The sequence below is a fragment of the Burkholderia sp. AW49-1 genome (genome assembly GCF_053427845.1).
Genome location: NZ_JBSAXF010000001.1, coordinates 147,859 through 160,461, shown reverse-complemented (window position 1 = coordinate 160,461; position 12,603 = coordinate 147,859). Strand labels below are relative to the sequence as shown.

Here is a 12,603-nt window from a genome sequence, read left to right as displayed (position 1 = left end):
TGGGCTCAAGACCCTCCGTCGAGGTTTCCGTGATGACGAAGACGCTGGAGGATACGAAGAAATCGGCCCGGTCCGCTAAGCCGCTTTTCAGGGCGAGATAGACCGCGCAGGCGGCGATGGGCGAACTGGCGGTGCGGGCCGTGTACTGGGGGAACAGGTGCAGCAGCGCTCCGGACGCCACGTCGAGTCGACCAGCAGCGTGGGGCCGAGCCCCGCAAGGGCGCTTTCGCGCAGCATCAGGGTATTGCTCGATGCCCATCCTGACACCCGGTCGTTCGCGGTGCTATCGGACAAGAGATCGATGGCGCCGGCCGGAACCGATGCATGGCGGCGCGCGATCGCCGTTACGCCACGCGCGAGAAGACGTCCGCGATGTGCCGATCGGGTTCGATATCGGTGAACGCATCGATATCGGCCATGACGTCCGCCGTCTCCGCGGACGCGAACGCGGCGTCCAATGCCGCGCTGTCCTTGAAGCGGCACATCGCCACGACGATCAGTTCGCCATCGTCACGTGCCGGGAAGAACGCGTCGACGTATTCGAGTCCGTACGGCTTCCAGGATTTTTCCACCAGCGGAATGTGATGGTCGACGTAGTAACGGGAATCGAACCGCGTGCCTGCGGCTCGGCGATAGGAAACGACTAAATACATAGGGACGTTCCAGGTCGGACTGATGCAACGATGAATGTCGAGACGGATGACTACGGCCGATTACGTTCGGGGCCGAAGCCCGGCCGGGCGGCCGCCCGCACCGAGGTCGGCGCGGCAGGCGCGCGTGCGAGCGAGATGCCCAGCGCGGCGCCGGCGGCGAGGAACAATGAAATCGAGAGAAGGGCGACGATGAACGCGTGCGCAATCGCGGCCGGCTCCTGGCTCGGGCCGAGAACCGTATAGAAAATTCCGCCGATGATCGCGACGCTGAGCGACGTGCTGACCTGCAGCGTCGAGCTGGCGATGCCGGCGATCATGCCGGAAAGCGCCGGTGCGACGCGCCCCGTCACCATGCGCATCAGCGTCGGCAGCGCGAGGCCTTGTCCGAAACCGATGACGAAGAGAACGACCGCGAGCGGCGCGGCAGCGAGCGGCATCCCGACCGGCGTGGCAGCGATCAAACGCGCGAGGCCGACGAGGCCGACGATCTCCAGGCTCATGCCGAACGGATTGACGTAAGCGCCGATGACACGCGAGCAGAAAGGCGTCGACAACGGGCCCAGCAGGAACCCCACGCCGAACGGCAGGAACACGAGGCCCGCGCTCAGCGCGTCGACGTGCAACGCATTCTGCAGATACACGGAGAACAGCAGGAAGAACGCGCCGATCGAGTACAGCAGCAGCGCGATCAGCAACGCTCGGCCCAGCCCCGGTGCGCGCAGCGCGGCCGGATCGAGCAGCGGTGCGCCGCCGCGGAGGCCCAGCCGGCGCTCGTAGCGCCAGAAGAACCCGGCGAGGGCCGGCACCGCGAGCAGCGACACCCATGCCCATACGGGCCAGCCTGCTTCGCGCCCCTCGATCAGCGGCACGATCAGCGCGCCCAGCGTCAGCATCGACAGCGCGGTGCCGCCGAGGTCGAGCTTGCGCGCATGCTGCGCACGTGTTTCCTTCAGCAGCGGAATCCCGAACAGGACGACCAGAATCGCCAGCGGCAGGTTGACGAGGAAGATCGTGCGCCAGCCCAGGTTCAACAGATTCAACGAGATCAGGATCCCGCCCAGCGCCTGCCCGACCACGGCGGCGAGGCCGAACACCGCACCGTACAGGCTGAGCGCGAGCGGCTTTTCCGATTCGGGGAAGATCGCCTGGATCGAAGCGAGCGCCTGCGGCGCCATGATCGCGGCCGTCACGCCCTGCAACGCGCGACCGACGATGAGCGCCCATGGCGAACTCGCGAGGCCGCACAGCGTTGAGGCGATCGCAAAGCCGATCAACCCGAGGAAAAACACGCGGCCACGGCCGAACAGGTCGCCCAATCGTCCGCCGGTAATCAGCGTCACCGCGTACAGTCCCGCATACGACGAAATGACGAGTTGCTCGGCCGACGACGAGGCGCCCAGTTCCGCGCGGATCGATGGCAGCGCGACATTGACGATGAAGAAGTCCAGCGGCGGCAGGAACGCGCCGACGAGCAGGACTGAAAACATGGCCCAACGACGCGGGTCGGGCGATACGACGTCATTCCGTGACATGAACGGTTCTCCATACGGGACCAATCGGTTCCAAATTGGGTAAAAAAATATCAGTCGAGGATGCGCATCGTGCGGTCGACCAGCGTGAGCATGTCGCGCTCGGACACGCCGGTTTTCCCCAGCACGCGCATGCCCTCGATCTGGCAGACAAGCAAACGTGCCAGCACCTGCTCGTCCTGCTCGGGGATCTCGCCGCTCGCCTGGCCACGGACGATCGCACCGGCATAGAGCTGCTGCAGGCGCCGGAACAGACGCCCCGTGCGTTCCGCGACATCGGCGTCGCGCGCGGCCAGTTCAGTGGTCATCGCGACGGCGAGACATCCGCGCCGGCCCGCCTCGCCGACGGACAGGCGCGCATAGCGCAGCAGTGAATCGCGAATGGCGTCCTTCACGGGGCCGGGTTGCGACAGGATGTCTGCGGTCGCCTTGAGCCCGTCGGCCATATACAGGTCGAGCGCAGCCAGCAGCAACGCCTTCTTGTCGCCGAATGCCTTGTAGAGACTACCGCGCGACAAGCCGGTGCCGGCCATCAGATCGGGCAGGGACGCACCTTCATATCCGCGGTCCCAAAAAACGTCCATCGCGTCGCGCGCGGCATCGTCAAGTTCGAATTCGCGGGGACGGCCCACGCCAGCCGGATTTGCCATTGATCGGTTTCGCAAACGATGAGGTGCTCAAAAGTTGGATTCATTATATGGACCGATCGGTTCCGATGTCAACGCGCGTATGTCGCCGGGCACAGTGATGGCCGTCCTCGCGGACGGCCCGGCGTCACCCGATCAATCGAGCCCGCCCTGGCACGGGTATCCGAGCGGAGTCATCGGCTCGACGCTCGCGTCCGGAACGAGCTCGTGCTTCAGCGCTTACCGCCGCTCTCGATGCTCACCGCAGCCGGGCGCGGCGGGCAGGTCGCGTTCGTGCGCAAAAGCGGCGCACCGCTCACGCAAGGGATCGACGGTGCGTACACGCGCGCCAGCTGCAAATCGTAAGCGTCGCGTATGATCCGCGGTGACCTCCACGATTTTCCGCATCCATGCCCACGTTCGAAGTCGATGCAAACCAGACCACGCTGCGGGTGTTCGATTCGGTAAGAGCGCTCGCGTTCGTCGGCGACCTCAGCATGGGACAGCCGACTGACCATTCATTGCGCACCGGATGGCTCGCGGCACGACTCGCCCGCTCGGCCGGGCTTGATTCGCAGACTTGCGATACGGTGCGCGAGGTGGCGCTGCTGCGCTGGTCGGGCTGCACCGCAAACGCGGCGGGCTTCGCCGAAGTGTTTGGCGACGATATCGCGATCAGGCTGGCGATGCTCGATGGACAATCGGACTGGGCCGCGCCGCTGGAGGCGGTGGGCGGCGCGGCGTCCGTCATGCTGCCGCTCGCGGAAACCCACTGTGAGGTATCAGGCGAGATCGCGAGCATGTCGGGCCTGTCCAGCACGACGGTAACGTCGCTCCGTCACATCTTCGAAACATGGGATGGCGTGGGATTTCCCGCGAAACTGGCTGGAGAGTCTGTGCCGATGCCGGTGTTCGTCGTTGCGCTGGCGGGCGATCTGGAGGTATTCGGTCGCACTTACGGCACTGAACGGGCACTCGCGCTCATCGAGCAACGCTCGAACGGTCGATATCCGGCCCATCTCGTCGGAACGGCCATCAGGAATGCAAGCGGCTGGCTGGATGAGGTCGGGCGCGCGACGCTCGACGATTTCGACGCTGCATTGACCACGCCCGACATGCAACGGACGACCTCGGCCGAGCTGATCGCCGATGTGATCGATCTCAAGTTGCCGTGGATGACGGGCTTTTCGCGTGCGGTCGCAACGACTGCGGCAGCATGCTGCGTGCGGCTTGCACTCGATCAAACGGCGCAAACCCGCGTCTACCAGGCTGCGTTGATTCACGGCATAGGCCGTGCCGCCGTCCCCAACGAGGTGTGGAATCAGCGCGGGACGCTGGCGGCCAGCGCCTGGGAAAAGATTCGACTGGTGCCTTACTGGACGGCGCGCGCCGGCAGGCAAACCGGCGCCCTCGCCGAGGCCGCCGAGCTCGCTTCCTATGCGTACGAGAGGCAGGACGGCTCGGGATACTTCCGCGGCGCGGCCGGACGCGCTTTGACGCTTGAGGCACGCGTGCTGGCGGCCTCGGTCGCGTGGGTAGCCCTGCGTTCGCCGCGGCCCTGGCGCGACGCGCTGCCGGCTGATGCCGCCCGGAAAATCTTGCGCGAGGAGGTCGAGCGCGGGAGGTTGAGCGACGAGGCGGTGGAGGCGATCGTGGAGCCGGCGCCCGCGGGTAGACGGTCTGTGAAACGCGCCACGCAGAGTGCGCGCCTGTCGGCGCGGGAGATGGACGTACTGCGCGTGATCTCGCGTGGCGCGAGCAACAAGGAGGCCGCGCGCGAGCTGGCGATGAGCCCGAGCACCGTGCGTACCCACGTAGAGAGCATGTTTCGCAAGCTCGATTGCTCGACGCGTGCGGCGGCCACGCTCAAAGCGTCGGCGATGGGGCTGCTGTAGCGATAATGCCTCGCCCGGTCTCGACGTATCGTGATTCGGTGACGGGCTGCCGCGCGAGCAGGGGCCAGCGCCGGGCAGTCATTCGATCCGTATCGGTCACTCGACCGATACGCGTGGCATGGGTCGTCGCGTAACCTCGAGCGCTTCGATTGCTTCCCGTTCGGTATGGATGCCGTGACGCGCGCGCTCTGCGACGGCACCGTCAAAACCCGCGATTCATGAATCTACTGCTGCGTTTGTGTCTGACGTTCCTGCTGCGCCGGCGTCGTCAGCGACTGCACATCCTCGACACCTGTGTCACGCCGTTCCGCGTGTGGCCCAACGACCTTGATGTGCTGCGTCATATGACCAATGGCCGCTACTTTGCCATTCTGGATCTGGGGCGGGTCGATCTGTTGCTGCGCTCGCGCGTCTGGCAACGTGTCAATGCGCAAAGCTGGTATCCCGTCGTCACGCTCGAGACGATACGATTTCATCGATCGCTGCATCTGTGGGAGCGCTACGACGTCACGACGCGTGTGATCGGTTGGGACGAAAAGCATGTGTTTCTGGAGCAGGGGTTCAGCCGTGGCGGGACCGAGGTCGCGCTCGGCGTCGTGCGAACGCGGTTCCTGAAGCGCGGCGGAGGTACCGTGCCGACCAACGAACTCCTGGCGTGGATCGGCGTGACCCAGCCATCGCCCGATCTGCCCGAATGGGTCGTGCAATGGAGCCGAGCCGAGGGCGGGATGGCGGTGCATGCGGAATCTGTTCCGCAGTCTTGACGCACCGCGATGGCAGCCGCGCGCGGGCATGCCGTCAGCGGTCGCCATGGTCTTCGTCGGCGCCGGAAGTATGGCTGTCGGCGTGACCGACGAGACGATTGCCGCCCGGGCAGTGGGCGCGATATTCATCAAAGATCTCGATGCATCAATCCACGAACGTACGAACCGCCGCCGATCGGTGGGGGCTCCGCCAATGGATGATGGTCAGCGCTTCCGCGGGCGCCGATGGTTCCGCAGGATCTGCGTCAGTCGGCCTTCGGCGGTCTGTTCGTCTGCCATATAGTCTGCATACCGCATCAACCCAAATTGCGTCGACGCGTCGTCCGGCACACTACCGCCGTTGTTCCGGCCGGCCGCCGATACGTCGGCTCGACGGGCGTCCGGCCGGGGTCGGTCGTTCGACCGATACCGATGTGTCCAGGCAATTGCGATCCTTCTCGTCACGCGCATGTCACCACGGCATTGCGCTTGCACCATCCGCAATGTTACGAGGAAGTTCGCTTTGAGACGCTCGACGATTCATCCGCTGTGGGTTCGACTTTTCCACTGGCTCAATGCCGCCGCAGTCATCGCCATGTGCCTGAGCGGCTGGCAGGTCTACAACGCGTCGCCGATTTTCAGGGCGGTTACGTTTCCGCCTTCCATCACGCTTGGTGGCTGGCTGGGTGGCGCGCTCCTCTGGCACTTCGCGGCGATGTGGGTCCTGGTCGGCAACCTGTTCGCGTATCTCGTGCTCGGCATTGCAACAGGGCGGTTGCGCAGGAAGCTGTTGCCCCTCGGCATGCGCGCAGTCCTTTCCGACCTCGCCGCCGCGCTGCGCGGAAAGCTGGTCCACGCTGATCCAGCGCAGTACAACGCCGTGCAGAAGTTCGCGTATCTCGGCGTGCTCGCCGATATCGTGCTGCTCGTTCTGTCGGGACTCGCCATCTGGAAACCGGTGCAGCTTGCGGTCCTGAGGACATTGATGGGCGGATTCGACAACGCACGCATCGTTCATTTCGTCGCGATGAGCGTGCTCGTCGGTTTTTTTGTCGTTCACGTCGTGATGGTCGCGCTCGTTCCGCGCTCATTGCTCACGATGATTCGAGGGCGTTGATCATGAATGGACCAAAACGTTCCTCGCGGGCCGACCGCGTCTCGCAGCTCGATTCGCATGCGATCCTCAAGGATGCGCGCAACGCACTCCAGTCGACGCAACGCCGCCTGTTCGGCAAGCGGATCCTCACGCTCGGCGGCCTGATGCTGCTTTCCGGCTGCGACCTGACCGACGAGCAATCGGTCAACACGATGCTGCGCCGCGTGTCGTCGTTCAACGACGACGTGCAGGCGTCGCTCTTCGATCCGCGCAAGCTTGCGCCGACATATCCCGAGTCGATGATCGCGCGGCCCTTTCCGTTCAATGCGTACTACGACATCGACCAGGTGCCGGACGTGGATGCGGCGAGATATCGGCTACAGCTCGGCGGGCTGGTCAAAGGCAAGCGTGCGTGGACGCTCGACGAGCTCCATGCGCTGCCGCAGGAAAGCCAGGTTACGCGGCATATCTGCATCGAAGGGTGGAGCGCGATCGGGAAGTGGGGCGGCGTGCGATTTTCCGACTTCCTGTTGCGCGCCGGCGCCGACACCACCGCGAAGTACGTCGCGCTGCATTGCGCCGACAACTACTGGACGAGCATCGACATGCCGACTGCGCTCCATCCGCAAACGCTGCTGACGCTCACCTATGACGGCAGCGTCTTGCCGGCGAAGTACGGCTTCCCGATGAAGCTGCGCATGCCGACCAAGCTCGGATACAAGAATCCGAAACATATCGTCGCCATCACGGTGACCAACGCATTCCCGGGCGGTTATTGGGAAAACCAGGGATACAACTGGTTCGGCGGTTCCTGAGCCCTTGGCCCTGGACACCGTGCCGGTGACATTCTCGATCGCAACCTCTTCAAAGGAGCATTCATGTCCATTCGACTCAAACTCGCCATTTCCGTCGTCGCGGCTACGCTGGCCGGCAGCGCGCTCGCGCAATCCGCCGCGGGCAAGCCCGAGCGCATTCGCGGCGACATCGTCTCGTTTTCCGGAGACAGCCTGAAGGTACACCGTCGCAGCGGCGATACCGTGCTCATCAATGTCGCATCGTCGGCCAACGTGAACGCGGTGAAAGCGATTCAGCTTTCCGATATCAAACCCGGTTCCTATGTCGGCGCGGCGGCCATGCCGGGCGAGAACGGCAAGTTGATCGCGAAGGAAGTGCTCGTATTCCCCGAAGCCGCGCGCGGCATGGGTGAAGGTCACTATGCATGGGATCTCGCCGCGAACAGCACGATGACGAACGCGAATGTGGATACCGTCGTTCAAGGCACGAGCGGGCGAGATATCAAGCTTTCGTATAAGGGCGGCAGCAATACGATCAACGTGCCGCCCGACGCACCGGTCGTGACGCTCGTCCAGGCGACGCGCGCCGATTTGTTGACGGGCAAGAAGATCTTCGTCGTGGCAACGCCGGGCAAGGGCGGGGCATACGACGGACGCCAGATCGTGGTCGAGAAGGATGGGGTAGCGCCTCCGATGTAAGCCGGCCGCTCGGCGGGCGACTCGTCGTTCGCCGGCGGGCAACCGGACGGCGGTCGACGAACCGATGTTCAAGGAGCGGCCGCGTGTCCGCGATTCATTTTTTCGGGCCGACCGTTACGTCGGCCCGAGGCCGTCAATCGAAGTCGGTCGCAATGGAGCGCGCACGCCATGCGTCGATGTCTTGGCGGAACGCCTTCAGCTTGCGTTCCGCAATTGCATGAGCGTTCGGTCCGATCGGCAGGTGCAAGGGCGGATCGTCCGAATCGATTGCCTGAATCATCACCGCGGCGGCTTTGGCAGGATCGCCTGCCTGATGTCCGTCATTGCTGTCGCGGTAGCTGCGCGCGGAGCCGGCGGTTGCCGCATAGTCGCTGATTTGCTGCTTGGCGACCGCGATCGAGCGCCCCAGGAATTCGGTTCGAAACGGACCCGGCTCGACGACGATCACGCGAATGCCCATCGGTTCGACTTCCTGCGCGAGTGCCTCGGACAGGCCTTCGACCGCAAACTTCGTCGCGTTGTAATAGCCGCGGCCACCCGAGCCGGCGATACCCGCACCGGACGACAGGTTCACGATCCTGCCGCCTCCGGTGCGCCGCATCAGCGGCAAGGCCGCACGCGTCGTCTCGATGAGCCCGAAGACGTTCACATCGAATAACGGCCGGTATTCCTCCGGGGTGCCTTCCTCGATCGCCCCCATGAATCCATGCCCGGCGTTATTGACCAGCACGTCCAACCTGCCGAACGTTTCGGTCGTCAAGGCAATGGCCGCGTGTATCGTCTCCGGCTTCGTCACGTCCAACGCTGCAACACGCAGCGTGTCCGGATAACGCCGTGCCAGATCGCGTAGCGTTTCCGGCGCACGCGCCGTTGCCACCACGTAGTCGCCGCGCGCGGCCGCCGTGCGTGCGAGACGCAGGCCGAAGCCGCCGGAGCAGCCGGTGATCAACCAGGTTTTGTTCATGCGTTTCTCCTTTCACTCGATGCTGTGTTTCGATTCGCTCGACGGGGCATGCCAACATGCGTGCCGATGCAGGACCGACGCGCTTCTCATGGAAGCGCTCGTGTCTGTTGCGCACGGCGCACGTTCCCGCGAGCATGCCGCGTCAGCGCATGCCGCCCGACGCAAGGATGATCTCGCCCGTCATCCACCCCGAGTCGTCCGACGCGAGAAACGAAACGATCGGCGCGATGTCCCGCACCTGGCCGATGCGGCCAAGCGGTGTCTGGTCCGCGTTCCACGTCTCGAAGTCCGAGCCGATCACCCCGGCAGCATGGGTGCCCTCCGTTTCCACCAAGCCGGGGTTCACGGCATTGACCCGGATGCCGCGCGGGCCGAGCTCCCGCGAGAGCACGCCGCTGATGGCGTCGATTGCGCCTTTCGTGCCGCTATGGATGGCACTCTCGGCCGGAAGGACGCGCGTGACGCTGGAACTGACGTTGACGACGCTGCTGCCCTTGCCGAGATGCGGCGCCGCGGCCCCGACGACCCGCAGCGGGCCGAGAACGTTGATGTCGAATTGCTCGCGGCAGCGCGACTCGGTGGTCTCCTCGATCCTGGCGAACTGGCAGACGCCGGAGTTGTTCACCACGATATCCAACCGCCCGAAATGGTCGACGGCTGCCTTGACGAGCGCCTCGACCTCCGTCTTGTTCGTCACGTCGGCGCGCACCGCCAATGCCTTCCCGCCGGTGGCCTGAATGTCCCCGACGACCTTTTCGGCACCGCTCGCGCTGGATGCGTCGTTGACGACGACCTGTGCGCCGTCGGCCGCAAGCTGGCGCGCGATGCCGGCGCCGATCCCTTTCGACGCACCCGTCACGATCGCGACCTTGCCCTTCAACTTGTCCATGTCTTCACACTCCGCAGACGTTGGCCCCGAGCGGGGCGGTTTAGTTGCTGAAAGCCACCATCGTGAGGGCCACACAATTGTTTGTGAATTGTCGTTCTTGTATATTGAGCGTACATTTTTGAACGAAGGTTCATCGCATGGAATGGAGTGATGTCCGGGTCTTTCTGGCGGTCAAGCGGGAAGGATCTTTCGGTGCGGCAGCCCGAAGCCTGGGCGTGAGCCATCCGACGATCGGTCGCCGGATCAAGGCGCTGGAAGATGAATCCGGGCAGGCGCTGTTCCGCAGGACCGCGGATGGGCTGGTGCTCACGGACGCCGGGGATACCGTGCTGAGCCTGGCCGAAGCCATGGAAAACGCCGCGCTGGCCATGGAGCGGCGTTTGGCCGGTAATCACGACCGTCTCGAAGGCATCTTGCGTATATCGTGCGCTGAGTGGTTCGCCGGCTACGTTCTCGCGCCAGTTCTGGCGGAACTGATGCGCCGTCATCCGGCCGTGGTGCCGGAAGTGATCGCGAGCTACCGATTGCTGAGCCTGTCGCGTCGTGAGGCCGACCTTGCCTTCCGGATCGTTCCTTTCACCGAACCGGACGTTGTTCAGCGCCGCCTGATGAGCATTCCGTACGGTCTTTACTGCACGGAGGAAACCGCACTTGTCTTGCGACGCGATCCTGCTTCAGTGGGATTGATCGTGATGAATACGGCGCAGTCTCACTTCCCCGACGTCGCCTGGCTGCTCGACAGGTTCCCGCGGTCGCGGCGTGTCTTTACCAGCACGAGCCGAGCCGTTCAGGCGCGGATGTGCGCGGCAGGCATGGGCATGGCGGTGCTGCCACGGCCGCTGGGCGACGCGATATCGGCAGTGCAGCGCATCGAAACGCCGGATCCGCCTCCCTCCAGAGACATATGGGTGGGATACCACCATGACCTTCGGCATATGGATCGCTTGCGCGCGATGCTCGATATCGCCGATTCGATGCTGACCGAATCGCCGATTGCCGCTCGCTGAGTCGAACTTCGTGGATCCGATACGGTCAGCTGTGGCTCACGAGCGGCGAAATGAGGAAAGGTGCTCGTGACAGGGGCATGGCGCGCACATAACAGATGATCAAAAATTTGGGTGCGTGCGCAACAATATCCGCCTCACCCCCAGCCGGGGACGCGACTTTAATGCTTGTTTTCCAGGGTGGTGGAGGCTGTCCACATTGAGCCTTGGGCACGCCTATGCCGCGCTTCAACAGCCCATCTGGTGCAACATTGCGGCAACAGCCTGTTGCTGCTCAGTTCCGCAGCTTGATCTTCGTCGCACCGGATGAGCGGAATAGCCGGACGCGATTAGCATTTTCTGCCAAGAAGGGACATTCACACTTTGCGCTTGAATGTCCGCTCGCGAAGCCAATCCGAATTTCACAGCGATGCGCATCCGACCGAAAAAGGACCGCCGCGGCCGAACGCAAGCTTGGCAAACCGTTCGCCAATGCGACGATGCGCCGACCCATCCGGGTGGAGTTGATCCGCAAGCGGCAGATCGGCGAAATCCCGTTGACCGTAGAGTTCAAGGCCGTCGAGATAGTGCAAATATGGGTCGTACGCCACGCGCCGCTGCACGATGCGTTGCAACTCGTCTCGGATGACGGTCAACGTTAGTTTCCCGGCCTTGCGCTCGGCCGGATCGCCCGTCGCCCGAAACGATACCCTCCCGGTGGTCAGCGCACTAACGTCGAATGCCCCAGGGCCAGGGGTATCTTCATGAATCGGGCAGTAGAGTGGCGAAATGATCAGCAGTGGCGTGGTTGGATGACCTTCGCGGATGGTGTCGAGGAAACCATGTACCGCAGGCGTAAAGGCGCGCAGGCGCATTAGATCCGTGTTGACGAGGTTGATACCGATTTTGAGGCTGATCAGGTCAGCAGGCGTGCCGCGTATGGTTCGAGCGGTGAAGGGATCGAGTAGAGCGCTGCCGCCCAAACCAAGATTGATTAGTTCCACTTTGCCGAGGGACGCGGCAAGAGCAGGCCAGATGGAGGTGGGACCGTCCGCGTTCGAACCGTGACTGATGGAACTGCCATGGTGCAACCAGACCTTTCGACTGGAGTCGGCCTCAAGCTCAATGCAGGCATTGGCACGCAGCGTGACGACCTCGGTGGTTTCATTGTGCGGCAGCCAGATTTCGACTTTCTTGTCGTGGCTGGGCAGACCGTCAAATCGGAGGGTAGCGATCGAGCCCGTCTCTTTGCAGGTTGTGCCGGCGGCCATGTCGATCGTCACGATGTCTCCACCGACAGCGCTGTTCTGGCGGACAAGGTGACCATCGATGAGCAGGTCATACACGCCGGCGGGCCTGGGCGGGATACCAGCATAGACGTACCGTGTCGGCAGGACATCAAGTTCGATATCAGTAGCACGGGTGCGGAACACCAGCCGCACGCCGGAAGGTTGCGATTCGGCCATCGTCAACTGAGGGTCAGTGCATTGGGCGCGAGCCCAGGCGGGCAGGCGGTGCGGCAATACTCCCCGTTCTGTTTGTTCGACTTCAAGGGCGCCACGCAAAAGCTGCCCACTAATTGGTGTAGCGATCCAACTGCAGTGGTCGTTCGTCATGGGGCCGATGCCAGGTTAAGAGCATGAGATTTTATCGGGCCGGCGGTGATCGTCCATACGTCCGGTCTCGATGACAACGTCACCCTGGAATTATCACTTTCAAATGGGACAGTTCT

General features: G+C 63.6%; 13 protein-coding genes. 7 read left to right on the top strand and 6 right to left on the bottom strand.

What is annotated here, in order from left to right; all coding sequences use genetic code 11:
• Positions 1-344: 344 nt before the first annotated feature.
• Genes ACV22W_RS00625 through ACV22W_RS00615 form a run of 3 tightly spaced genes read right to left on the bottom strand, consistent with a single transcriptional unit; the run spans position 345 to position 2,832 of the window.
• On the bottom strand, positions 345-653 hold the full coding sequence (locus ACV22W_RS00625; RefSeq protein WP_448017270.1) for an EthD family reductase: 309 nt from the start codon (positions 651-653) through the stop codon (positions 345-347).
• A gap of 50 nt (positions 654-703) precedes the next feature.
• A complete protein-coding gene (locus ACV22W_RS00620) occupies positions 704-2,185 on the bottom strand; it encodes an MFS transporter (protein ID WP_448017269.1) in 1,482 nt (493 codons plus the stop codon).
• A gap of 50 nt (positions 2,186-2,235) precedes the next feature.
• Positions 2,236-2,832, bottom strand: a complete 597-nt coding sequence (locus ACV22W_RS00615) for a TetR/AcrR family transcriptional regulator (protein WP_448017268.1) — start codon at positions 2,830-2,832, stop codon at positions 2,236-2,238.
• Positions 2,833-2,850: 18 nt separating this feature from the next.
• On the opposite strand from ACV22W_RS00615, the gene ACV22W_RS00610 reads away from it, so the two are divergent.
• The 6 genes from ACV22W_RS00610 to ACV22W_RS00585 all read left to right on the top strand — a co-directional run bounded on the left by ACV22W_RS00610 (position 2,851) and on the right by ACV22W_RS00585 (position 8,035).
• Positions 2,851-3,174, top strand: coding sequence for an ImcF-related family protein (locus tag ACV22W_RS00610; protein ID WP_448017267.1), 324 nt, complete (start codon positions 2,851-2,853; stop codon positions 3,172-3,174).
• Between the two features lie 44 nt (positions 3,175-3,218).
• Complete coding sequence (locus tag ACV22W_RS00605) at positions 3,219-4,703, top strand: HD domain-containing phosphohydrolase (protein ID WP_448017266.1); 1,485 nt, start codon at positions 3,219-3,221, stop codon at positions 4,701-4,703.
• A 218-nt stretch (positions 4,704-4,921) separates the two neighbouring features.
• Positions 4,922-5,467, top strand: coding sequence for a thioesterase family protein (locus ACV22W_RS00600; protein ID WP_448017265.1), 546 nt, complete (start codon positions 4,922-4,924; stop codon positions 5,465-5,467).
• 502 nt (positions 5,468-5,969) lie between these two features.
• Positions 5,970-6,563, top strand: coding sequence for a cytochrome b/b6 domain-containing protein (locus ACV22W_RS00595; RefSeq protein WP_448017264.1), 594 nt, complete (start codon positions 5,970-5,972; stop codon positions 6,561-6,563).
• Positions 6,564-6,565: 2 nt separating this feature from the next.
• The gene (locus ACV22W_RS00590) at positions 6,566-7,357 is read left to right on the top strand and encodes a molybdopterin-dependent oxidoreductase (RefSeq protein ID WP_448017263.1); all 792 of its coding nucleotides are present in this window, start codon (positions 6,566-6,568) and stop codon (positions 7,355-7,357) included.
• A 63-nt stretch (positions 7,358-7,420) separates the two neighbouring features.
• Positions 7,421-8,035 (top strand): hypothetical protein, encoded by a 615-nt coding sequence (locus tag ACV22W_RS00585; protein WP_448017262.1) that lies wholly within the window; start codon positions 7,421-7,423, stop codon positions 8,033-8,035.
• A gap of 133 nt (positions 8,036-8,168) precedes the next feature.
• Here the strand turns inward: ACV22W_RS00585 and ACV22W_RS00580 are convergent, their stop codons facing one another.
• The gene (locus ACV22W_RS00580) at positions 8,169-8,999 is read right to left on the bottom strand and encodes an oxidoreductase (RefSeq protein ID WP_448017261.1); all 831 of its coding nucleotides are present in this window, start codon (positions 8,997-8,999) and stop codon (positions 8,169-8,171) included.
• Between the two features lie 142 nt (positions 9,000-9,141).
• The gene (locus tag ACV22W_RS00575) at positions 9,142-9,888 is read right to left on the bottom strand and encodes an SDR family oxidoreductase (protein WP_448017260.1); all 747 of its coding nucleotides are present in this window, start codon (positions 9,886-9,888) and stop codon (positions 9,142-9,144) included.
• A 137-nt stretch (positions 9,889-10,025) separates the two neighbouring features.
• Here ACV22W_RS00575 and ACV22W_RS00570 point away from each other — a divergent pair, with 137 nt between their 5' ends.
• A complete protein-coding gene (locus ACV22W_RS00570) occupies positions 10,026-10,895 on the top strand; it encodes a LysR family transcriptional regulator (protein WP_448017259.1) in 870 nt (289 codons plus the stop codon).
• Positions 10,896-11,293: 398 nt separating this feature from the next.
• Here ACV22W_RS00570 and ACV22W_RS00565 read toward each other — a convergent pair whose 3' ends face one another.
• On the bottom strand, positions 11,294-12,487 hold the full coding sequence (locus tag ACV22W_RS00565; protein ID WP_448017258.1) for an SGNH/GDSL hydrolase family protein: 1,194 nt from the start codon (positions 12,485-12,487) through the stop codon (positions 11,294-11,296).
• Between the last annotated feature and the right edge of the window lie 116 nt (positions 12,488-12,603).